21 protein-coding genes and 1 pseudogene are annotated in these 22,245 nt (G+C 71.3%); 13 read left to right on the top strand and 9 right to left on the bottom strand.

The window, feature by feature from the left end; all coding sequences use genetic code 11:
- Positions 1-355: 355 nt before the first annotated feature.
- Both ABZX75_RS13745 and ABZX75_RS13740 read right to left on the bottom strand, forming a co-directional pair.
- A pseudogene (locus tag ABZX75_RS13745) lies at positions 356-727 on the bottom strand (NTP transferase domain-containing protein); the annotation flags it as partial.
- A gap of 11 nt (positions 728-738) precedes the next feature.
- Complete coding sequence (locus ABZX75_RS13740) at positions 739-2,043, bottom strand: DUF6716 putative glycosyltransferase (protein ID WP_355410335.1); 1,305 nt, start codon at positions 2,041-2,043, stop codon at positions 739-741.
- Positions 2,044-2,219: 176 nt separating this feature from the next.
- Between ABZX75_RS13740 and ABZX75_RS13735 the strand changes: the two genes are divergently transcribed.
- Positions 2,220-3,200, top strand: coding sequence for a glycosyltransferase family 2 protein (locus tag ABZX75_RS13735; protein ID WP_355410376.1), 981 nt, complete (start codon positions 2,220-2,222; stop codon positions 3,198-3,200).
- Positions 3,200-4,681: a polysialyltransferase family glycosyltransferase gene (locus ABZX75_RS13730; protein ID WP_355410334.1), complete on the top strand. Its 1,482-nt coding sequence runs from the start codon at positions 3,200-3,202 to the stop codon at positions 4,679-4,681. Before ABZX75_RS13735 ends, ABZX75_RS13730 begins: the two co-directional genes overlap by 1 nt.
- On the opposite strand, the gene leuE is transcribed toward ABZX75_RS13730, so the two are convergent.
- Together leuE and ABZX75_RS13720 are read right to left on the bottom strand one after the other, a co-directional pair.
- A complete protein-coding gene (gene leuE, locus ABZX75_RS13725; RefSeq protein WP_355410333.1) occupies positions 4,674-5,324 on the bottom strand; it encodes a leucine efflux protein LeuE in 651 nt (216 codons plus the stop codon). The genes ABZX75_RS13730 and leuE overlap by 8 nt on opposite strands.
- A 57-nt stretch (positions 5,325-5,381) precedes the next feature.
- Positions 5,382-6,962 carry a methylmalonyl-CoA mutase family protein gene (locus tag ABZX75_RS13720; protein ID WP_355410332.1) on the bottom strand — a complete coding sequence of 527 codons (1,581 nt, stop codon included), beginning with the start codon at positions 6,960-6,962 and terminating at the stop codon, positions 5,382-5,384.
- A 191-nt stretch (positions 6,963-7,153) separates the two neighbouring features.
- Between ABZX75_RS13720 and ABZX75_RS13715 the strand changes: the two genes are divergently transcribed.
- A complete protein-coding gene (locus tag ABZX75_RS13715) occupies positions 7,154-8,032 on the top strand; it encodes a L,D-transpeptidase family protein (RefSeq protein WP_355410331.1) in 879 nt (292 codons plus the stop codon).
- 155 nt (positions 8,033-8,187) lie between these two features.
- Here ABZX75_RS13715 and ABZX75_RS13710 read toward each other — a convergent pair whose 3' ends face one another.
- Positions 8,188-9,246, bottom strand: a complete 1,059-nt coding sequence (locus ABZX75_RS13710) for a hypothetical protein (protein WP_355410330.1) — start codon at positions 9,244-9,246, stop codon at positions 8,188-8,190.
- Complete coding sequence (locus tag ABZX75_RS13705; RefSeq protein ID WP_355410375.1) at positions 9,246-9,986, bottom strand: RNA polymerase sigma factor; 741 nt, start codon at positions 9,984-9,986, stop codon at positions 9,246-9,248. The genes ABZX75_RS13710 and ABZX75_RS13705 overlap by 1 nt, the downstream gene beginning before the upstream one ends.
- 464 nt (positions 9,987-10,450) lie before the next feature.
- Here ABZX75_RS13705 and ABZX75_RS13700 point away from each other — a divergent pair, with 464 nt between their 5' ends.
- From ABZX75_RS13700 to ABZX75_RS13660, 9 genes are all read left to right on the top strand, one after another.
- Entirely contained in the window at positions 10,451-11,074 is a 624-nt protein-coding gene (locus tag ABZX75_RS13700) for a 2-oxo-4-hydroxy-4-carboxy-5-ureidoimidazoline decarboxylase (RefSeq protein WP_355410329.1), read from the top strand.
- A gap of 133 nt (positions 11,075-11,207) precedes the next feature.
- The gene (sdhC, locus tag ABZX75_RS13695; protein ID WP_355410328.1) at positions 11,208-11,588 is read left to right on the top strand and encodes a succinate dehydrogenase, cytochrome b556 subunit; all 381 of its coding nucleotides are present in this window, start codon (positions 11,208-11,210) and stop codon (positions 11,586-11,588) included.
- A 5-nt stretch (positions 11,589-11,593) separates the two neighbouring features.
- The gene (locus ABZX75_RS13690) at positions 11,594-12,076 is read left to right on the top strand and encodes a succinate dehydrogenase hydrophobic membrane anchor subunit (RefSeq protein WP_355410327.1); all 483 of its coding nucleotides are present in this window, start codon (positions 11,594-11,596) and stop codon (positions 12,074-12,076) included.
- 23 nt (positions 12,077-12,099) lie between these two features.
- Positions 12,100-13,854 carry a succinate dehydrogenase flavoprotein subunit gene (gene sdhA, locus ABZX75_RS13685; protein WP_355410326.1) on the top strand — a complete coding sequence of 585 codons (1,755 nt, stop codon included), beginning with the start codon at positions 12,100-12,102 and terminating at the stop codon, positions 13,852-13,854.
- Positions 13,854-14,621 (top strand): succinate dehydrogenase iron-sulfur subunit, encoded by a 768-nt coding sequence (locus tag ABZX75_RS13680; RefSeq protein WP_355410325.1) that lies wholly within the window; start codon positions 13,854-13,856, stop codon positions 14,619-14,621. Before sdhA ends, ABZX75_RS13680 begins: the two co-directional genes overlap by 1 nt.
- A 177-nt stretch (positions 14,622-14,798) precedes the next feature.
- Positions 14,799-15,347 (top strand): hypothetical protein, encoded by a 549-nt coding sequence (locus ABZX75_RS13675; protein ID WP_355410324.1) that lies wholly within the window; start codon positions 14,799-14,801, stop codon positions 15,345-15,347.
- Positions 15,348-16,177: 830 nt separating this feature from the next.
- Positions 16,178-16,582, top strand: coding sequence for a hypothetical protein (locus tag ABZX75_RS13670; protein ID WP_355410323.1), 405 nt, complete (start codon positions 16,178-16,180; stop codon positions 16,580-16,582).
- 3 nt (positions 16,583-16,585) lie between these two features.
- Positions 16,586-17,020 (top strand): DCC1-like thiol-disulfide oxidoreductase family protein, encoded by a 435-nt coding sequence (locus tag ABZX75_RS13665; protein ID WP_355410322.1) that lies wholly within the window; start codon positions 16,586-16,588, stop codon positions 17,018-17,020.
- An 11-nt stretch (positions 17,021-17,031) separates the two neighbouring features.
- The gene (locus ABZX75_RS13660) at positions 17,032-17,790 is read left to right on the top strand and encodes a TetR family transcriptional regulator (RefSeq protein ID WP_355410321.1); all 759 of its coding nucleotides are present in this window, start codon (positions 17,032-17,034) and stop codon (positions 17,788-17,790) included.
- Positions 17,791-17,884: 94 nt separating this feature from the next.
- Here the strand turns inward: ABZX75_RS13660 and ABZX75_RS13655 are convergent, their stop codons facing one another.
- Together ABZX75_RS13655 and ABZX75_RS13650 are read right to left on the bottom strand one after the other, a co-directional pair.
- Positions 17,885-19,321, bottom strand: a complete 1,437-nt coding sequence (locus ABZX75_RS13655) for a metallophosphoesterase (protein WP_355410320.1) — start codon at positions 19,319-19,321, stop codon at positions 17,885-17,887.
- On the bottom strand, positions 19,318-19,578 hold the full coding sequence (locus ABZX75_RS13650; RefSeq protein ID WP_355410319.1) for a hypothetical protein: 261 nt from the start codon (positions 19,576-19,578) through the stop codon (positions 19,318-19,320). Before ABZX75_RS13650 ends, ABZX75_RS13655 begins: the two co-directional genes overlap by 4 nt.
- A 121-nt stretch (positions 19,579-19,699) precedes the next feature.
- On the opposite strand from ABZX75_RS13650, the gene ABZX75_RS13645 reads away from it, so the two are divergent.
- Positions 19,700-21,085, top strand: a complete 1,386-nt coding sequence (locus tag ABZX75_RS13645) for a D-alanyl-D-alanine carboxypeptidase (protein ID WP_355410318.1) — start codon at positions 19,700-19,702, stop codon at positions 21,083-21,085.
- Here the strand turns inward: ABZX75_RS13645 and ABZX75_RS13640 are convergent.
- Entirely contained in the window at positions 21,082-22,110 is a 1,029-nt protein-coding gene (locus tag ABZX75_RS13640; protein ID WP_355410317.1) for a YihY/virulence factor BrkB family protein, read from the bottom strand. The genes ABZX75_RS13645 and ABZX75_RS13640 overlap by 4 nt on opposite strands.
- Positions 22,111-22,245: the final 135 nt, after the last annotated feature.

Raw genomic sequence — 22,245 nt, 5'->3', positions numbered from 1 at the left:
ACTGCGGGGGTGCGGGGTGTGGGGGTGTGGGCTGCGGGGGTGTGGGCTGCGGGTCGGGTCGTACGTCGAACAGCGGGGCGAGCAGGCGGGCGCGGGCGAGGTCGTGCGGGTCGTCGATCTCCAGGACCCGCGCGGGGTCGGCGGCGACGGGGAGGGTGCGGCCGAAGAACCGGTGCCGGGCGGTGCGGAAGCCGGCGGCGTCCATGGCGTAGGCGGCGCCGGTCTCCAGCAGGTCCTGCGGGCGGTCCTGGCGCCGGGGGCGGTACGAGGCTTCGTGGTTGACCCCGCTCCCGGCGCCGTCGGCACCCTCCCGCCAGAGGAAGCCGTGGAAGGGGGCCGCGGTCAGGGCCGAGTCGGCTGCCCCGGACGCGACGGCGGCGGCGACGGAGTCGACGTCGCGGGCGGTGAGGAAGGGGCTGGTGCACTGGACCAGGAGGACCACGTCCACGGTGAGCGAGTGGAGTTCCTCGAAGCCGGCCATGGCGTGCAGGACGGCGGCTTCGCTGGTGGCCGTGTCCCCGGAGATCGCGGTGGGCCGGGTGATGACGTCGGCGCCGGCGTCGCGGGCGACGGCGGCGATCGCCTCGGAGTCGGTGGAGACGACCACGTCGGTCACGGCCGGCGCGGCCAGGCAGGCCCGGACGGCGCGGGCCACGAGCGGGGTGCCGGAGACTTCGGCGAGGTTCTTGCCGGGGACTCCCTTGGACCCGCCGCGGGCCGGGATCACGGCGAGGACCCTCACAGCTCCCCCATCCGGCGGATCACGGGGGCGACCCGCTGGACCCCGTGCCGGTAGGCGCCGCGGGCGGCGTCCCGCAGATGGGCGTGCAGCCGCCGCCGCAGCCGGGACTCACGCGCCGTCGGGCGGGCCGCGCCGGGCAGCGGGGTGCCGTCGGGGGCGAGGTGGTGCCGGGCGAGGATCGCGGGCAGGTACCGGGGGGCGGTGGTGAGCGTGTAGTACGGGTCCGGGGGCGGGAGCCGGCCCGGCAGCCCGGCGACCCTGGCCCGGGCACGGGCGTACGCGTCGTGCGCGGCGGGGCCGGTGACTCCCTGGGCCGCGAGCCAGTGCGGGTCGCCCCGCGGGAGCAGGCCCGCGTCGAGCTGGTCCCAGGACGCCAGGCAGCCCGAGCCGAGGAAGTGGTGGTTGCCGAGGGCTTCGCGGATGCCGAGGTCGGTGAGGACCGCCGTCGGGATGCCCCGGTGGAGGGATTCCAGGGCGGCGGTGGACGAGACGGTGACCAGCAGGCCGGCGCCGTCGAGCACCTCGCCCATGTTCCCGTACACCAGGCGGCAGTTGGGGGGCAGCCCGCCGGGGAGTCGCGCCGCGAGCCGCTGGTACGGCTGCTCCTCCAGGTGCGTGGTGTGCTCCCCGGGCCGGCTGCGCAGTTTGATCAGCACCTCCCGCTCCGGGTGGAGCCGCGCGTGCGCGGCCGCCCGTTCCAGCAGGTACGCGCGGTCCGCGCGGCCGTCGGGTACGGAGGGCTGTACGGCGAAGACCACCGCGTGGGCCCGGCCCGAGCCGGCCGGCTCGTACGGCGCACCGCCGAGGAACGGCAGCGCGGTCTCCGTGACGGCGCTCGCGTCCGCGCCGACCCCTTCGTACACGGCGCGGAAGCGCTCCGCGTCGTGGCGGGAGTTGGCGAGCACGACGTCGGCCCCGTGCCGCAGCAGCAGCCCGTCGGCGAGCTTCTCGTACACGACGCCCACGTAGCCGGTGACCAGTACGGGCCGCTCGCACGGGGTGGGCCACAGGGCGCGGGCCCCGTGCAGGACGGCTTGGACGGCTCCGCCGACCAGCGCGAGGACGATCACGTCGTAGCGCTCGCGCTCGATCCCGGCGAGGAACTCGGCGCAGGTCACCTCGGTCAGCCGGTCGGCCTGGACGCCCACCTCCCCGAGCTGGCGCGCGGTGGGCGTGGCGCGGCCGCGCAGCAGGTATCCGGTGAGCTGGTGGTCGGGGACGAGACGGCGGGCGGTGAGGGCGCCCCATTTCCATCGCGTATCGGAATCGGCGAGTACGGCGACGCGCTTGCGTTGTGGCACGCGGCAGAAGCTATTCCGCAATTCCGGTGATCGGCCCAACGACCGCACAACAGCGGGTTAACAGCCTGCCGCCGGAAAGCGAAAGCGCGCGGGTTAACGTGACCGCCCCGCGTCGTTCACACGGAATCCGTATCCGGGCCATGGTGAATGAGGAACGACGTCCTAATGTCTCATGGGTGCTCAAGCTCTCCGTCGTCGTGCCGTTCTACAACGTGCAGACATACGCACCCGATGCCCTGAAAAGTCTCGAACTCAACGCGCGGGACGATTTCGAGTTCCTGCTGGTCGACGACTGTTCGACGGACGGGACGCCCGTCCTGCTGGAGCGGGCGGCGCGCGAGCTGCCCGGGGCGGTCCGCCTCAGACACGACCGCAACCGCGGTCTGGCCACCGCGCGGAACACCGGTCTGGACGCGGCCCGTGGCGAGTACGTCGCCTTCCTGGACGGGGACGACTGGCTGGCCCCCGGCCACCTGGGCCGGATGCTGGCCGCCATCGAGGCGCTGAACTGCGATTTCGTCCGCACCGACCATGTCCGGTGCAGCGGCCGGTCGCGGACCGTGCAGCGCGTCCCGTACGGCCCGCAGGGGGTCGTCGCCGATCCGCGCGCCGGGATCCTGCCCGTCACCCGGGCCACCTCGGTGGACTATCCGTACGCCTGGGCCGGCATGTACCACCGGCGGCTGCTGGACCGCGGGGTCCTGCACTTCACGGACGGGCTGCGGACGGCGGAGGACCGGCCGTGGATCTGGCGGCTGCACCGGGAGGCGCGGTCCTTCGCGGTGGTCGCAATGCCCGGAATCTTCTACCGACGCGGGGTTTCCACCTCCTTGACGCAAATCGGCGACGAGCGGCAGCTCGATTTCATTCGCGCATTCGATCAAGTCCTGTCGGATACGGCCGCCGACCGGGAATCCGGCCTGCTGCTTCCGAAAGCCGTCCGAACGTATTGCGCAATGATCGCGCACCATATCGGGTCCATTGAAAGGTTCGAACCGGCCGTGGCCAAGAAACTCCGTTCGATGAGCGCGGCCGCGCTCGGACGCATGCCCCAGGACGTATTGGGCCAGACCCTGGACACGATGGACCTCGACCGCTCCTGCGTTCTGCGCCGCCTGCGCGCGAGCCGTCGCGTTCCGTCGGGAGCGACCGCCTGATGCCCGTCCAGATCTTCCTGGCCTCCACCCTGTACGGCGCGGCCACGCTCGCGGCGGGCATCGACGCGGGCAGCTTCCCCCAGGCCGGCCGCCGGATCCTGCTGACCAGCAACCACGCGGTCACCGCCGAGATCTCCCCCGGGCTCGCGGACATGCCTGGCTTCGCCGCCCTGCGCAGCCGCTTCGACGACGTCCTCGACTGGAACCGCACGATCGAGCCGATGCACCCGAGCGTCTGGGCCCCGCGCGCCGAGGACGTCCCGCTGTGGGAACGGCACTTGCGCGTCCTGTGGGGCCTCGGCGACGACCGTGTCGAGCTGATCGTGGAGTCCCTCCAGGTCCCGCCCGCGCAGAGCCTGTGCCGGCTCTTCCCGGGCGCGGCGGTCGACGTCTACGCCGACGGCCTGATGAGTTACGGACCCACGCGCTTCCGCCTGGACCCGCAGCTCGGGATGCGGGTGCGGCGGGTGCTCCACCTGGACCTGGTGCCGGGGCTGGAGCCGCTCCTGATGACGGAGTTCGGGGTGCGGGCGGAAGTGCTGCCGACGGAGCCGTTCCTGAAGGTCCTCGCCGAACTGGCCCAGTCGCCCGCGGGTACCGAGCTCGTGGAACCCGCCCGGCCGGCTCACCTCTCGCCGGGCGACGCCGCGCCGGCCTGGCACGACCCAGCCCCGTCCAACCCAGCCCCGTCCGACCCGGTCCCGCCCGGCCCAGTCCCGTCCGACCCCGCGCCGTCCGAGCCCCCGGCCCTCCTCCTCGGCCAGTACCTCTCCGCCCTGGACCTGATGACCCCCGCGGCGGAGGAGGAGCTCCACGTCGCCATGGTCCGCGGCGTCCACGCCCTGGGCCACCGCGAGCTGGTCTTCAAGCCGCATCCCAGCGCCCCGGCCGCCTACTCCCGCCGCGCGGAGGCGGAGGCCGGCCGGCTCGGTGTCCGCCTGACCGTGGTGAGCGCACCGGTCCTGGCCGAGACCCTGTACCAGCGGCTGCGCCCCGCGCTGGTCGTCGGCTGCTTCTCGACGGGCCTGCTGACCGCCGCGACGCTGTACGGGCTCCCCGTGGCCCGGACCGGCACGGAGGGGATACTGGCCCGCCTGACCCCGTACCAGAACAGCAACCGCGTCCCGCTGGCGTTGGTGGACGCCCTGCTTCCCGACCTGGCGGACGCGGAGGCGGTCCGCTCCCAGGCCGCTCCGAGCCGGGAGCGGGTCCGCGGGGAGCTGACCGGGCTGCTGACCGCGGTCGGTTTCACGATGCAGCCGCAGACCCTGTCCTCGCGGCGGGCAGCGGCCGAGGCCTACCTGGCCCGGCACCTGGCCCCGCGCACCCGGCGGTACTTCACCCGCCGCCGCCTGACCGTGCTGGGCCTGCCGGGCGGCATCCCGGCCCACTTGTCCTTCCTGCCCAGGATCCCGGCCGTACGCCGGGCCGTTCGGCGGCTCGGGCGGCGGCTCGGGCGGCTGGGCCGCGCGCTCAGCTGACGGCGAGCTTGGCGGCGAAGCCCATGAACAGCACGCCCGCCGCCGTCGTCGCCCCGGCCGACAGCCGCTTGCGGCGGCGGAAGGCGGCGGACAGCCGGGTGCCGGTGAATATCAGCGTCGTCAGGTAGAGGAAGCTCACCAGCTGCGAGACGGCGCCGAGCAGCAGGAACGACAGCGCGGGGTAGGCGTAACCCGGGTCGACGAACTGCACGAAGAACGACAGCAGGAAGAGGATGGCCTTCGGGTTGAACAGGCTCACCACCAGGGCCCGCCGGTAGGGCCGCTCGGCTGCGCCCGCCGGCTCCTCGGCGGTCAGCAGTTCCTCCTGCCGCGCCTTGCGGTGGCGCCACATGCTCCAGGCCGCCCGCAGCATGCCCGCGGCCAGCCAGGCCAGGTACCCGGCGCCGAGGAACTTCACCACGGTGAAGAGCAGCGGGCTCGCCTGGAGCAGCGCTCCCGCGCCGGCGGCGGCCAGCACCATCAGGACGGCGTCGCCGGTGAACACCCCGGAGGCGGCCTTGTACCCCTCGCGCACCCCGCGGCGGGCGGCGACGGACAGCACGTACAACGAGTTCGGACCCGGCAGCAGGACGATCAGCACCAGGCCGGCGAGATAAGTAGGAAGATCGGTCACACCCAGCATGCGCAGGAGTGTCCCACAGGGTCGCGCCTGTCAGTCCACCGCTTTTCACCGGCTCCCTCACCAGGTGGCACCGGCCGGCTCGTACGTCCCCCACACCTCCCGCAGCGCCCCGCACACCTCTCCGACCGTGGCTCGCGCGCGCAGGGCCTCCTTCATCGGATACAGCACGTTCTCCGTACCCGCGGCCGCCTCCCGCAGCGCCGCCAGCGCCGCTGACACCGCCGCCCCGTCGCGCTCTGCCCGCAGCCGCGCCAGCGCCTCGCACTGGCGCGCCTCGATGGCCGGGTCCACGCGCAGCGGTTCGTACGCCTCCTCGCGCTCCAGCGCGAAACGGTTGACCCCGACCACGGCCCGCTCGCCGCTCTCGGTCTCCTGCGCGATGCGGTAGGCGTTCCGCTCGATCTCCGCCTTCTGGAAACCGGCCTCGATCGCGGCCACGGCCCCGCCCTGGTCCTCGATCCGCCGCATCAGCGCGAGCGTCTCCTCCTCCAGCTCGTCGGTCATCCGCTCGACGGCGTAGGACCCGGCGAAGGGGTCCACGGTGTGCGGCACGTCCGTCTCGTAGGCCAGGACCTGCTGGGTGCGCAGCGCCAGCCGGGCAGACTTCTCCGTCGGCAGTGCCAGCGCCTCGTCGAAGGAGTTGGTGTGCAGCGACTGCGTGCCGCCCAGTACGGCGGCCAGGGCCTGCACGGCCACCCGTACGAGATTGAGCTCGGGCTGCTGCGCCGTCAGCTGGACTCCGGCCGTCTGGGTGTGGAAGCGCAGCATCAGCGACTTGGGGTCCCGCGCCCCGAACTCCTCCCGCATGACGCGGGCCCAGATCCGGCGGGCCGCCCGGAACTTCGCGACCTCCTCCAACAGGGTGGTGCGGGCGACGAAGAAGAAGGAGAGCCGGGGGCCGAACTCGTCGACCGCCATTCCGGCCGCCAGGGCCGTACGGACGTACGCGATGCCGTCGGCGAGGGTGAAGGCCACCTCCTGCGCGGGCGAGGCTCCCGCTTCGGCCATGTGGTAGCCGGAGATGGAGATGGTGTTCCACTTGGGGATCTCGGCGCGGCAGTACCGGAAGGTGTCGGCCGTCAGCCGGAGGGAGGGTTCGGGCGGGAAGATGTACGTGCCGCGGGCGATGTACTCCTTCAGGACGTCGTTCTGCACCGTGCCGGTCAGCTGCCCGCCCGGGATGCCCTGTTCCTCGGCCACCAGCTGATAGAGCACCAGGAGCAGGGCGGCGGGCGCGTTGATGGTCATCGAGGTGGAGACCCGGTCGAGCGGGATCCCGTCGAACAGCGCCCGCATGTCGTCGAGCGAGTCGATCGCGACCCCGACCTTGCCGACCTCGCCGTGGGCGAGGGGGGCATCGGAGTCGTGTCCCATCTGGGTCGGCAGGTCGAAGGCGACGGACAGTCCGGTGCCGCCGCCGGCGATGAGCTGGCGGTAGCGCGCGTTGGACTCGGCGGCCGTGCCGAATCCGGCGTACTGCCGCATGGTCCACGGACGGCCCGTGTACATCGTGGGGTAGATCCCCCGGGTATAGGGGAAATTGCCCGGTTCGCCTAGTTTGACGTCAGGGTCCCACCCCGTCAGGTCCCCGGGCCCGTAAACCGGTTCGATCGGAATTCCGCTCTCGGTGCGTGCCATTGACGAGTCCTTTGTAGGGCAACCAGGCCCGGGGCTGATACAACCTCCCCCGGCTACCGCTGGGGATTCCCCGGCCGCGAACGGCTGCGGGCGGCGCTTGTCACAATGGCGCAACATCCCGGGACCGTGTGCAACTCTCCACGCGCGCCAGGCATCAACTACATACACCACGTAGAAATCGGGGGACTGCAATGCAGCGCCAGAGAGTCATAATCCGCACGCTCGGAATCGCTACCGCCGTCGCGCTCGCCGCGACCGCCTGCGGGCCGCAGAAGGCGGAGTCCGCAGGTTCCGCTTCCTCGGCTCCGTCCGCGTCCACGGCGGGTCCCTCACCTGAAACGTCCCCGTCCACCGACGACAAGCCCGCTGACGCCTCGCCGTCGGCATCGCCCTCCAAGTCGGCGTCCCCGACGCCCTCGTCCTCGCCGTCTCCGACGGTGAAGCAGATCATGGCGAACGGCGACGACAGCGAGCAGGTGCGCGAGCTCCAGGCCCGCCTGCGGCAGCTGAAGCTGATGAGTGTCGCGCCGACCGGTTTCTACGGGTCGAAGACGACCGCCGCGGTCAGGTCCTTCCAGTCGAAGAACGGCCTGGGCGCCACCGGTTCGGTCGACGAGGCCACCTGGAAGAAGATCCAGGGCGCCAGCGAGAAGCCCACGGCGGAGGAGCTGCGCCCGCCGACCGTCAACGAGCCCGACGCCCCCGACGCCCGCTGCATGGAGGACCGGGTCATGTGCATCAGCAAGGAGAGCCGCACCCTGGCCTGGATGATCGACGGCAAGATCATCTCCACCATGGACGTGCGCTTCGGCTCGGAGAACACCCCGACCCGCGAGGGCGTCTTCAAGGTGGACCGGAAGGAAAAGGACTGGACGTCCACGCTCTACCACACGGCCATGCCGTACTCGATGTTCTTCAGCGGCGGCCAGGCGGTGCACTACTCGGCGGACTTCGCGGCGCGCGGCTACAACGGGGCCTCGCACGGCTGCGTGAACGTCCGGGACAAGGGCAAGCTCGCGGCCGTGTTCGACCAGGTGAACGTCGGCGACAAGGTCGTCGTCTACTGGTGAGGTAGAGGGCGCGGGCAGGGCCGGGGGAACGAACCCCGCCCGCGCCGGTTGCGCAGAGCCCAGGGGTACGGGGGGAACCCCGGCTCATGCGCGGCCGATGACCAGTCGGCTCGTTATGTACTGCGCCGCGGATTCGAAAAGTGTTACAGCAGGTGTCAGCGGCGGCTGCGGTGGCCCGGTGAGCCGTCCTTGTCCTTCGTGACCGGCGTCGGCGCCTGGAGTATCTCGCCCCCGCCACCGGCGCTCCGCTCACCGCCGGGCGCGCCCTCGGAGCCGGCCGGGGAGTCGGCCGGGCCGCTCTCGGGGACCCCGTCCAGCACCGACTCGCAGTAGTGCGGGATGCGCGCGAGGCCGCGGGCCAGGCGCGAGAGCCGCTCGCGGCGGTCGTCGTCGAGGTGGCCCGCCCGGTAGTCCTGGCAGAGGTCCGCCGCCTGGAGGCGGTTCTCCCGCTCGCCCTCGCGGCCGGAGCCTGTGGAGCCGTCCTCGGTACCGTCCTGGCCGTCCTTGAACAGGCCGCCGGTGGTGCCCGTGCCGGACGAGGGCCCGCCGGTGGTTCCGGTTCCGCCCGTCGCCTGCCCGTCCGCGCCCGGTGTCTGCGGGACGCCCGAGGTGGCCGCCGAACCCTCGCCGCTGCGCAGCGGGTGGGGCCGCAGCTGCGGGCTGAGGGTCGGGCCGGTGCTGCCGCCGGATGCCGGATCCCCGTCCGCGCTGACGGACAGCGCCGGTCCGGGCCCAGCATGGTCGTGCCCGGACCGGTCCAGCAGTCCGGCCGCCGCCGCGGCGGCCAGTCCGCCGACCGCGACACTGGCCAGGGCAGCCGCCAGGCCGAACCGCACCGGCCGGCGGCGCCGGGGCACGGGCGCGGGGACGAGGAGGCCGATGTCGACGAGGGGGTCCCCCGAACCGGCCGCTGCGGACCGGGCGTCGGGACGGACATCGGGCCGGACATCGGACCCGGCGTCGGGCCGGGTGCCGGGCGCCGTCCCGCCGTGCGCCGCGCGGAAGGCGGCCACCGCGACGGCCTCCCCGGGCAGTTCCGCCCCGAGGGGCGCCGGCTCGGCGAGGGCCTCCAGGGCGTCGAGGGCGGCGCGCAGCCGGGCCGCGTCATGCCGGGCGCCGGAATCGGCGCCGGGGCCCACAGGTTCCACCGGGTCACCGCGCAGCAGTCTGTCCGCCGCGGCTTCGTCCAGCCACCTGTTGCGCTCGTCGGCCATCACATGTCCTTCTGCGTCCGCCAACGTGAATGCGTCACACCGGTTTGTTCTACGAGGCCACCGCTTCGGCCACGCTGCGCGGGTACGGCGTCGAGATCCCTCCCGCCCCCGCCGTCCCGCTCTGGGCCCTCTCCATTATCGCCGACCGGAACCACCGAGTCCGCGCCCGGGCCGAAGGCGCCGTCGGGACCCTGCGCCGCCAGCAGCTCCGCCAGCTTCTTCAGCCCCCGGTGCGCGGCGGTGCGTACGGCGCCCGGCCGCTTGCCCAGGGTCTCGGCCGCGCTCTTGGCGTCCAGGCCGACCACGACCCGTAGGACGACGGCCTCAGCCTGGTCCTGGGGAAGCTGCGCGATCAGCGCCATGGTCAGGCCGGTGGAGAGGGACTCCATGGCCTCGCCCGCCGTGTCGCAGTCGGCGGCCCGGCCCGTCAGCTCGGTCTCGTCACCGCCGATGGCGGGACGGCGGCCGCGCATGCGGATGTGGTCGAGCGCCCGGTTGCGGGCGATGCGGGCGGCCCAGCCCCGGAAGCGGTCGGCGTCGCCGGTGAAGGAGTCGAAGTCGCGGGCGATCTGCAGCCAGGCCTCGGAGGTCACGTCTTCGGCGTCGCCGTCTCCAACGAGCGTGCGTACGTATCCGAGCAGGCGTGGATGCACGGCGCGGTACACCGTACGGAACGCGTTCTCATCGCCGCCCTGTGCCGCGAGCACCGCGGCCGTCAGCTCGGCGTCGTCCCCCAGCAAAGTCCCCAACCCGTTCACTGTCCTGTACGTCCTGCGCAAATCAGCACGTTACGGCTTTCAAGCACCTCACGTCCACGCGTTGTACAACCAGCAACGAACCCTGTGCGGAGAGCGGTGTGACATAAAACGCACCGGAGGCGCTGACAGGGTTACGGGCTTGTCGCACGAGTCCGTGACGGACGGCGACCGGGGCCTCTCCTGTGGGGGGTGGCGGCCTCGGTCGCCTTCCCCTTTTCCCGGCCACTCGCGACCTCCTCGCCGACTCGCGCGCCCCTCCCTCGCCGGACCCTTCCCGCGCCCCTTCCTCGCCGGACCCTTCCCCGCCGCTCCCGCGCGCCTTCCCCCCTGCCTTCCCCGTCTCCGCTTCTTCATCCTCCCGTCCGCGGCGCTTCCGTCATCCTTTCGGCTCACTTCCGGGTGAAATCCTCGAATGGGTACGACACTCCCAGCCCCGCGTCGATAGCGTGGCGGGACACCCGCGCCACGCCCCGAGGAGCCCCACGCTGTCGAGCCACCTTCCGGCACAGGCCCGCGGCAGCTCCGATCCCTCGTACGGCTCCGGACTGGCGCGGTTCAACGCCCTGTCGTCCGACGCCGTCCAGGCGGTCCTGCTGCAGTGCTGCGGAAGCCGGCGCTGGGCGCACCGAGTGGCCGCCCACCGCCCCTACCCGGACCTCGGCGCGCTGCTCGCGGCCGCGGACGAGGCCTCGTACGACCTGTCCCAGGCCGACCTGATGGAGGCGCTGGCCGCCGAATCCTCGGTGGAACTGGAGCACGGGGCCTCGTACGCCGCGGTCCTGGCCCTCGACGCGGCCCACGCCGAGTACGAACGCACATTCGGGCACGCCTTCGTGATCTGCCTCGACGGACACCCTCCGGAGGAGCAGGCGGACCAGCTGCTGACGGCCATCCGGCGGCGGATGGGGCACGAGGTCGACGAGGAGCGCTCGATCTCCGCGGACGAACTGCGCCGCGTCGTCCAGGCCCGGCTGTGGGACCTGACACACTGGCTGACCTCGGCAGACGGGCTGTCTGCGACCGAATCGGGCTATTCACCCCTGTGGGATAGCCCGTCCGTGCCTGTTTGATCACACCGATGGCCCCCGCGCGAAGGAACCGACAAAGCGTCGCTACGATGTCCGGGGCCGGAGGACCGTACCCGGCCGGGCCCGACCGACAACGAAGCCGGCTGGCCCCCGCCCCGCTTCCGGAGGGTTTTCCGTGCCGGCTGGAACGTTGTACCGCGGCCGGGAAGGAATGTGGTCCTGGGTGGCTCATCGAGTCACCGGCGTCCTCATTTTCTTCTTCCTGTTCGTACACGTCCTCGACACCGCTCTCGTCCGCGTCTCCCCTGAGGCGTACGACGATGTCGTGGCTACCTACAAGACTCCGATCGTCGCGCTGCTGGAGTACGGCCTCGTGGCCGCCATCCTCTTCCACGCGCTCAACGGTCTCCGTGTCATCGCTGTGGACTTCTGGTCCCAGGGCCCGCGCTACCAGAAGCAGATGCTCTGGTCCGTCATGGGCATCTGGATCGTGCTGATGGCCGGGGCCCTGTACCCCGTGCTCGGCCACGCAGCCGCTGAACTGTTCGGGAAGTGACGCGCATGTCTTCTGACACTTCTTCCGCCAAGGCCGTCGGCGACGTGGAGGGCGTGACCCTCTACGACGTCGACAACCCGGCTCCGTACATCGAGGCGCCGCGCAAGCGCACGGGCAAGACCCCGCGCTCGACCCGCGGCAACTTCGAGATGGCGGCATGGCTCTTCATGCGCCTCTCGGGCATCGTGCTGGTGGTCCTGGTCATCGGCCACCTGCTGATCCAGCTGGTGCTCGACGGCGGCGTCTCCAAGATCGGCTTCGCCTTCGTGGCGGGCCGCTGGGCGTCCCCGTTCTGGCAGGTCTGGGACCTGCTGATGCTGTGGCTGGCGATGCTGCACGGCGCCAACGGTCTGCGTACCGTCATCAACGACTACGCGGAGCGCGCCAACACGCGGCTGTGGCTGAAGGGCCTGCTCTACACCGCCACGGTGTTCACCATTCTTCTGGGCACGCTGGTGATCTTCACCTTCGACCCGAACATCCGCTAGGCAACGGGGCTGAGGCGAAACCAATGAAGATCCACAAGTACGACACCGTCATCGTCGGCGCAGGTGGCGCGGGCATGCGCGCCGCCATCGAGTCGACGAAGCGCAGCCGCACCGCCGTGCTGACGAAGCTCTACCCCACCCGCTCCCACACGGGCGCCGCGCAGGGCGGCATGGCCGCCGCGCTGGCCAACGTGGAAGAGGACAACTGGGAGTGGCACACCTTCGACACGATCAAGGGCGGTGACTACCTGGTCGACCAGGACGCCGCCGAGATCCTGGCGAAGGAGGCCATCGACGCCGTCCTCGACCTGGAGAAGATGGGCCTGCCGTTCAACCGCACGCCGGACGGCACCATCGACCAGCGCCGCTTCGGCGGCCACTCGCGCAACCACGGCGAGGCCCCGGTCCGCCGGTCCTGCTACGCCGCGGACCGCACCGGTCACATGATCCTCCAGACGCTGTACCAGAACTGCGTCAAGGAGGGCGTGGAGTTCTTCAACGAGTTCTACGTCCTGGACCAGCTCCTCGTCGAGGAAGACGGCGTCAAGAAGTCGGCCGGTGTGGTCGCGTACGAGCTCGCCACCGGCGAGATCCACGTGTTCCACGCCAAGGCCGTCATCTACGCCTCCGGCGGCACCGGCAAGTTCTTCAAGGTGACCTCCAACGCGCACACCCTCACGGGTGACGGCCAGGCGGCCTGCTACCGCCGCGGTCTGCCGCTGGAGGACATGGAGTTCTTCCAGTTCCACCCGACGGGCATCTGGCGCATGGGCATCCTGCTGACGGAGGGCGCCCGCGGTGAGGGCGGCATCCTCCGCAACAAGGACGGCGAGCGCTTCATGGAGAAGTACGCGCCGGTCATGAAGGACCTCGCGTCCCGTGACGTCGTCTCGCGCTCCATCTACACCGAGATCCGCGAGGGCCGCGGCTGCGGTCCGGCCGGTGACCACGTGTACCTGGACCTGACGCACCTGCCGCCGGAGCAGCTCGACGCCAAGCTCCCGGACATCACCGAGTTCGCGCGTACGTACCTCGGCATCGAGCCGTACACGGACCCGATCCCGATCCAGCCCACCGCGCACTACGCCATGGGCGGCATCCCGACCAACGTCCAGGGTGAAGTCCTCATGGACAACACCACGGTCGTCCCGGGCCTGTACGCGGCCGGCGAGGTCGCGTGCGTGTCGGTGCACGGCGCGAACCGCCTGGGCACCAACTCGCTGCTGGACATCAACGTCTTCGGCAAGCGCTCGGGCATCGCCGCGGCGGAGTACGCGCACGAGAACGACTACGTCGCGCTGCCGGAGAACCCGGCCAAGGACGTCGCCGACCTCGTCGAGCGCCTGCGCAACTCCACGGGCAAGGAGCGGGTCGCCGAGCTGCGCCTGGAGCTCCAGGAGACGATGGACGCCTGCGTGATGGTGTTCCGTACGGAGCAGACCATCAAGACCGCGGTCGAGAAGATCGCGGAGCTGCGCGAGCGCTACAAGAACGTGTCCGTCCAGGACAAGGGGAAGCGCTTCAACACGGACCTGCTCGAAGCCATCGAGCTGGGCAACCTGCTCGACCTGGCCGAGGTCATGGCCGTGTCCGCGCTCGCACGCAAGGAGTCCCGCGGCGGTCACTACCGCGAGGACTACCCGAACCGCGACGACGTCAACTTCATGCGCCACACCATGGCGTACCGCGAGGTCGGAGCCGACGGCTCGGACTCGATCCGGCTCGACTACAAGCCGGTCGTCACGACCCGCTACCAGCCGATGGAGCGTAAGTACTGATGGCTACCCCGACCCTGAGCAAGACGGACAAGATGGAGGCGGCGGCCGCGGCCTCGCCCTTCATCACGGTCACGTTCCGGATCCGCCGCTTCAACCCCGAGATCTCGGACGAGGCGCAGTGGCAGGACTTCCAGATCGAGATCGACCCGAAGGAGCGCGTGCTCGACGGTCTCCACAAGATCAAGTGGGACCTCGACGGCACGCTCACCTTCCGCCGCTCGTGCGCGCACGGCATCTGCGGCTCCGACGCGATGCGGATCAACGGCAAGAACAGGCTCGCCTGCAAGACGCTGATCAAGGACATCAACCCGGAGAAGCCGATCACCGTCGAGGCCATAAAGGGCCTCACGGTGATGAAGGACCTCATCGTCGACATGGAGCCCTTCTTCCAGGCGTACCGGGACGTCATGCCGTTCCTGGTGACGACGGGCAACGAGCCGACGCGCGAGCGTCTGCAGTCCGCCGAGGACCGCGAGCGCTTCGACGACACCACCAAGTGCATCCTGTGCGCCGCGTGCACGTCCTCGTGCCCGGTGTTCTGGAACGACGGCCAGTACTTCGGCCCGGCGGCGATCGTCAACGCGCACCGCTTCATCTTCGACTCGCGTGACGAGGCCGGCGAGCAGCGGCTGGAGATCCTGAACGACAAGGACGGCGTGTGGCGCTGCCGCACGACCTTCAACTGCACCGACGCGTGCCCGCGTGGCATCGAGGTCACGAAGGCGATCCAGGAAGTCAAGCGCGCGCTGATCACGCGTCGCTTCTGACCTTCCGGTGAACCTGCCGTAGGTCTGTCGGAGTTCTGTCGGAGCTCTGTCGTTGGTTCACGGAGGCCCGCACCCCTGCCGGGGTGCGGGCCTCCGTCATGCCGAAAGCTCGGCTCCGCGGACGCGGCCTTCCCATCGGGGCACAGGGTGAGGGGTGGCTGTGGAAGGATCGGCCACATGAGCGAGCAGCAGCCGAATCCATACGCGAGCGACCCCGGCCAGGGCGGCGGGCCCGGCCCGGCGGGCTACAACCCGGGCCCCGGCGCGCCGAGTTACGGCTACCCCCAGCAGTCCTACCCGTCGGCCCCGGCCTACCAGCCGACCATCGGCGGTCCGGGCCTGCCCGCCCCCGCGTACCCGCCCACGGCCGCCCCGAACCCGGGCGGCGCCGGCCTGTCGCTCGGCGACATCACCATCGCCGGGGACCAGATCATCACCCCGTCGGGCACGATGCCGCTCAGGGGCGCGATGTGGAACGCGACCGACTTCTCGCGCACCGAGGAGAAGATCCCGACCCACGCGGTCGTGCTCGCGATCGTCTTCGCGCTGTTTTGCCTGATCGGCCTCCTGTTCCTCCTGATGAAGGAGAAGAAGACCACGGGCTACATCCAGGTCACGGTCACCAGCGGCGGCCGCCACCACTCCACAATGATCCCGGCGACGGGCCCGAACACGTACCCGTGGGTGATGACGCAGATCAACTACGCGCGGTCGCTGAGCTTCTGAGGGCGGGAGAGCCGAGGGGGCTGGGGGCGTACGGGGAGCTGAGGGCGTACGGGGATCCGGCCGGCCGGATCCGGTGGGCCGCGCCCGGTTCTCGTCGGGCCGTGACGCCGGCGCCTCCAGCGCGCTGTCCTCCGCCGGGTTGAGCAGACTTCCGGTACGGGCCCGGCGGACCAGCAGCTCGGCGAGGATGCTGAACTCGCCGCTCCCCGCCAGGGCTTTGGCCTCGTCCATGCCGGCCATCGTAGGCTGGCCGCCCTCGGGATCGCCGCGTCGCATCCGGGACGGGTGACCTCGCTGCTCCTGCTCTGTGCGGGCCGCCCCGGCCACGAACCGGGCCCGGAGCTGAGGAAGTTCGCAGCGGCCGAGGACGCGCGCTGGAGGCGGGCGACCTGGCCGGCGCGGCTCTGCTCAACGCCGCCACCTGGCTCGGCCCGGACGCCGGACGCGGCGGCCCACGGGATCGTAGGAGCCATGCAGCTGCGGAACTTCGAGACGGGCCTCGCCGCGCCGCGGGGGAACACGAACGTCCCGAGCCGGAGGCCGACCTGCCGCCGTCACGGCGAAGACGCTGGCGGTCGGCGGCGCCCATGACCTCCCCGACTCCCGCCGCATCGCGGCGGAACTCCCGTCCCTGGTGCCCGGTGCCACACACCTGGAGCTGCCCTGGGCGGGTCACCTGCCCTCCTTGGAACGCCCCGAGGAAATCACCGGGCTGATGCTGGAGTTCCTCCGCTCGATCCAGTGAGCCGCCCACGCTTGAACATGTTCAAAAGAAGCTCTACAGTGACTGACGTCAAGGTAATTGAACACGTTCAAGGGGGCTGAGGGCAATGGACCTCACCGTGGTCGCGTACGTCATCTACCTGCTCATCAGCATCGGGCTCACCGTCTGGGTCGCCCGCACGCTCAGCCGTAACGGCCGCGTCTTCATCGGCGACGTCCTCCAGGGAAACGAGAAGCTCGCCGACGCCGTCAACCAGCTGCTGGTGGTGGGCTTTTACCTGGTCAACATCGGCTTCGTGACCCTCTACCTGCGGTCGAGCGAGGAGATCGTGGCGGCCCGCGACCTCTTCGAGGCGCTGTCGGTCAAGCTCGGTGTCGTCCTGCTGGTCCTCGGGGTCATGCACTTGGGGAACGTGTGGGTGCTGAACAAGATGCGCCGCCGGGGGATCATGGAGCGGCACCAGACTCCGCCGGTCGCCCCGCAGGGGTGGACCGCTCCGGCCGGGGCCTGAGCGGTGACGCCCGTGGGGGCGGTCCGGACGCTGACCGTCCTGTACGACGCCGGCTGCCCGCTCTGTGTGCACATCCGGCACTGGCTGCTCGGGCAGCGCCGGCTCGTCCCGCTCCGGTTCGTGCCCGCCGCGTCGTTCGAGGCGCGGCAGCGGTATCCGCGGCTCGACCACGCGTCGACGCTCCGGGAGATCACCGTCGTCGGGGATGCGGGGCACGTGTGGACCGGGACGGACGCCTTCATCATGTGCCTGTGGGCGCTGGTGGAGCACCGGCCGAGGGCGAACTGGCTCGCCACCCCGACCGGCCGGCCCTTCGCCCGGGCGGCCATGTACACGGCGGCCAAAGTGCGGCAGGCGGTACGGACGGAAGGCGGGGGCGGTGCTGGGGCGGAGCCCGGAGCACCGGTCTGTGACGACCAGTGCTCCGTCCCCCGATAGGCTCGTCCACCGTGACTGATCAGAAGGCTCCCAAGAGCGAGCAGACCCGCACGCTCATCCTCGAAACCGCGCTCCGGCTGTTCCAGGAGCGCGGTTTCGACAAGACCACGATGCGGGGAATCGCCAAGGAGGCCGGTGTCTCGGTCGGCAACGCCTATTACTACTTCGAATCGAAGGAACATCTGGTCCAGGGGTTCTACGACCGGATCGGCGCCGCTCATCAGGCGGCGGTCCGGCCGATCCTGGACAGCGAGACCGATCTGCAGAAGCGGCTCGCGGGCGTGCTGACGAGCTGGCTCGACATCGCGGCCCCGTACCACGAGTTCGCCTCGCAGTTCTTCAAGAACGCGGCGGATCCCGAGAGTCCGCTCAGTCCGTTCTCGGAGGAGTCGCAGGCCGCGCGCCAGGCGGCGATCGACATCCACCGCGAGGTGCTGGCCGGGGCGAAGACCAAGGTGCCGGCCGAACTGGCCGACGTACTGCCGGAACTGATGTGGCTCTCGCAGATGGGCCTGGTCCTGTACTGGGTCTTCGACCGCTCGCCGGACAGCGAGAAGACGCGGCGGCTCGCCGAGCGCGGCGCGCAGCTGACGACGCGGGGCATCGTGCTGGCCCGCTTCCGGGTGCTGCGGCCGCTGGTGCGGGAAGTGCACGAGCTGTTCGCGGACTTCCTGCCGGGCATGGCGCAGACGGCGACGAACGGGGCGCGCAAGCGGGCGTCCGACCCGGACGCGGGTCCCGATTCCGAGCCCGGCCCCGAGCGCGCGTAGACCGCCGGGCCCGCGAGGAGCAGGCCTCGTGCCGGGATCCACGGGAAGGACGGTTCGGGGTGCCGGGTGTGCGCCCTTGGCTCCTTGTACGTGGTCAGGCCTGGTGTGAGGCGAGTTCGACGACGGTGATGTCGGACGGCGCCCCCACCCGGACCGGAGGTCCCCAGGCGCCGGCTCCGCGGGACACGTAGAGCTGGGTGTCACCGTAGCGCTCCAGGCCGGCGACGGTCGGGTTGGCGAGCTCGGCGATGAAGTTGCCGGGCCAGAGCTGGCCGCCGTGGGTGTGGCCGGAGAGCTGGAGGTCGACGCCGTGCCGGACGGCGTCGTGGATGACGACGGGCTGGTGGGCGAGGAGGACCGCGGCGCGCGAGCGGTCCCGGTCGCCGAGGGCCGCCTGGAAGTCCGGCCCGTGGCCCTCCGTCTCCCCCGCGATGTCGTTGACGCCGGCGAGGTCGAAGTACGGCATCGCCCGGCGGGCGTTCTCCAGGGGGGTCAGGCCGAGTTCGCGGACGTGGTCGATCCACTGCTGGGCGCCGGAGAAGTACTCGTGGTTGCCGGTGACGAAGTACGAGCCGTGTCGGGCGGTGAGCCGGCGCAGCGGCTCGGCGGCGTGGCCGAGCTCCTGGACGTCGCCGTCGACCAGGTCGCCGACGATGGCGATGAGGTCGGGCTGGGTGCGGTTGACGGTGTCCACGATGCGCTGGGTGTGCGCGCGGCCGAGCACCGGGCCGATGTGCACGTCGCTGACGACGGCGATGCGGAAACCGTGCGCCCCGCGGGGCAGCTTGGCGAGGGGGACCCGGACCCGCCGGACGCTCGGGCCGCGCAGGACTCCGTACGCGCCGTTGCCGACGGTGGCGACGGCCACGGCGGCGGCCGCGCCGCCGACCGCGCGCGCGACGAACCTGCGGCGGCTGAGCTCCGGGGCCGTTCCGCCCGCGCCGGGGACTGCCGGGGCCGGAGCGGCGTCCGGTGGTACCTGCCCGCCCTCAGGAGCCCGCGGAGTCTCCGGGGCCGGCTCGGAGGGGCTCGTGCGGGTGTCCCGCAGGGCGGTCACGCCACCCGCGCCTTCTCTTCCGCCCGTCCCTTCCGCCCCTTGCGCCGCTTCCGCCACGGCCGCGACGCCTGCTACCCGGGGGTTCGCGAGGCTGATCTCCGCGCCCTCCGTAGCCGTGGCCGCCCCGTCCGGTCCGCCCCCGGAGGGGGCCCGGTGGGCCAGACGGCGGAGCAACAGCGCGCGGATCGGCTCCGCCACCAGCATCGTCAAGGTCAGGTAGAGGAGCACCGCGAGCCAGAGGAACCCGGGCCAGGCCACCGTCTGCTGGAGCCAGAAGGGGACGCCGGCGCGGCCCGTGGTCAGCGCGGCCACAGAGAGGAGGGGCAGGGCGATGGCCGATGCCGTGCCGATGCGGCGGGGCAGGCCGCCGGGGGCCGTGGTGTCGCGGACCAGGCGGATCCACAGCCAGCGGTGGACCAGGACCAGTAGGGCGAGGACGGCCGAGGCGACCAGCACGAAGATCACGATTCTCATGCGTCGGAGTCCTTGCGCGATCCCCGCCGCAGGGCCAGGACGGCACGCAACCCGATCACACCGACGGCCGTCCCCAGGAGAAGGGACGTCACCGCGAGCAGCAGGTGCACCCAGAAGTAGGACGTGGGGTCACCCGCCGCGTCGAACGCCAGGCCACTGCTGTTCTTCCACAGGTTCCGGACGAAAGACACCCAGATGAACCAGCTCCACACCCCGAACGCGAGCAGGAACCAGGAGGCGGTACGACTGAGTTTCATGCCCTCAGTATCGGATTCCTCCCCAGGAAGGACTCGCCGGGGTGCGCTGTCCCGGCAGTGGTTTCAGTGGATTGGCCGGTCCATGGCGGCAGACAGTTCATCGGGATGTACTTTCACCTGCGTGTCTGCCAAAAAGACCGCGCTGACGGTCCTGTCCGCCGCGCTGCTGATTCCCGCGGTGCTCGTGGCTCCCGCGCACTCCGCGCCGGCCCCGACGCCCGACGGGAAGGGGCGGCCCCCGCAGGCTCCACAGGCCCCGAAGCCTCCGGCCGCGAAGCTCGCACAGGCTCCGAAGGGCCCGAAGGGCCCGAAGGCCCCTAAGGCCCCGAGGGCCCCGAAGGCGAAGGCTCCAAAGGCGAAGGCCCGCGCTGTCGCGGCGAAGGTCCGGGCGGCCCCCGCGCCGCCCGTGTCCATGTCCACGGTCGGCGGAGCCCTGCTCGGCCAGCCGGGGACGCAGGTCAATCTGCTGCCCGGTGCGCCCGCCCTGCCGAAGAACCTCACGGGGCGGTCCTGGATCGTGGCCGACGCCGAGTCCGGCGAGGTCCTGGCCGCACACAACGCGCACTGGCGGCTCCCGCCCGCCTCCACCCTGAAGATGCTCTTCGCGGACACGCTGCTGCCCGGCCTGCCCAAGGAACAGGTCCACAAGGTCAGCGAGGAGGAGGTCTCCGGCGTCGGCTCCGGCAGCAGCCTGGTCGGGGTCAAGGAGGACCAGGAGTACAGCGTCCACGACCTGTGGCTCGGGGTGTTCCTGCGGTCGGGGAACGACGCCGTGCACGTCCTCTCGGCCATGAACGGCGGCATCGAGAAGACCGTCAAGGACATGCAGGCGCACGCCGAGGAGCTCCAGGCCCTGGACACCCATGTGGTGTCCCCCGACGGGTACGACGCCCCGGGGCAGGTGTCCAGCGCGTACGACCTCACCCTCATCGCGCGCTCCGGACTGCAGAAGCAGGACTTCCGGGAGTACTGCGGCACGGTGAGCGCGAAGTTCCCCGGCAAGCAGGAACCCGGGAAGCCGCGCGACTTCTTCGAGATCCAGACCACCAACCGGCTGATGACCGGCGCGGGGGGCATCTCCCCCTACAAGGGCATCGCCGGGGTGAAGAACGGCACCACCACCATGGCCGGCTCCACCTTCACCGGGGCCGCCCAGAAGGGTGACAAGAAGCTGCTGGTCACGGTGATGAACCCGGGCGCGGGCGGCGCCAACTCGGTGTACGAGGAGACCGCCGCGCTCTTCGACTGGGGCTTCTCGGCGGCCGGAAAGGTGAAGCCCGTGGGGGAGCTCGTGCCGCCGAAGAGCGCCGACACGACCTCCCTCGGTTCCCCCGCGAAGACTCACGAGAACGACCCCGCGGCGGCCGGCGCCGGCTCGGGCTCCGGCCCGGCCCTCGGTGTCGCGTCGGGCGTGCTGGGCCTGCTGGCGGGCGGCGCGTTCTACGTCAACCGGCGCTGGCCGCGCGGTCCCGGGGGCCGGGGCACGGACCCGGAAGTGGTCTCTTAGGACGCGGCGGGCCGGCTCCGCGGGCCGCTCTCCGGGCCCGGGGCAGGGGCCGGGGCCTGGACCGGGGCCTGGACCGGGGCCTGCTCCCGGTCCGGGAGCTGCCGGTCGATGGTGCCCGCCTCCCGATCCGGGCCCGGGTCGGTGCCCGCCTCCGGGTCCTTGCCGGTCTCCGGGTCCCGGTCCCGGGTCGCCGTCCAGGCGGCGACGAACAGCAGCAGCTTCGCCGTGAAGTTGATCCAGAGCAGCAGGGCGATCGGCACGCCGAAAGCCCCGTACATGCTCTTCGCGGCGACCTCCCGCATATAGCCGCTGAGCAGCAGTTTCAGCAGCTCGAACCCCGCCGCGCCGATCAGCGCGCCCTGGATCAGGCGGCCGCGCGGCGGTTCGACGCCGGGCAGCAGGGTCAGCACGTAGAGCAGGAGCAGGAAGGCGGCCAGTACGCCGACGAGGAACGCGCCGACCCGCAGCACCACCCCACCCGCACCCTGCTGCGGAATGCCCAGCCACGCGCCGAAGGTGCCGACCGCGCTGGAGCCGATGATCGAGGCGGCGGCCGAGCCGAGGCCCGCGCCGCCGAGGCCGAGGAGCACGGCCGCGTCCTTGCCCTTGCGGGCGAAGGGATTGCCCTCGTCCTCGTCGTCCTTCTCCCACACCGCGCGCAGACAGTCCCGCATCGAGCCGACCCACCCGATGCCGGTGAAGAGCAGGACGCCGGAGGCGACGAGGCCGACCGTGCCCGCGTTGGCGACGAGTGCGTCGAGGTCCAGCTGGTCGGAGATGCCCGGGACCTGCTCGGAGAGGGTGCGCTGGAGCCGGTCCAGTTGTTCCTGGCTCAGCAGCGCCGCGCCGACGGCGGCGGCCACGGTGATCAGCGGGAAGAGGGCGAGGAAGCTGATGAAGGTGATCGCGGCGGCGAGTCTGCTCCAGTGCACGCGGTCAAGACGTTCGTACGAGCGCCAGGCGTGCGTCCGCATCAGACGGGCCACCAGCGGCCCGACCACCGGGAGTCTCGTCAGCCAGTCCATGGGGTCACCGTAATTGAGCTGTCGGAAATAGCCGGGATTGTCGCTTTTGGCGACTACGGTCGTCGATTGTGACTTTTCGCCCTGCGGCTCATCCGTTCCACTCCCTGGTCCTGCGAAGGCTCCGGTTCCGCGCCC

It is taken from the genome of Streptomyces sp. NPDC003038 (assembly GCF_040611115.1).
In the GTDB taxonomy this organism is placed as follows: domain Bacteria; phylum Actinomycetota; class Actinomycetes; order Streptomycetales; family Streptomycetaceae; genus Streptomyces.
The sequence above is the reverse complement of the archived record's forward strand: the minus strand, read 5'-3'. Positions and strand labels throughout refer to the sequence as shown.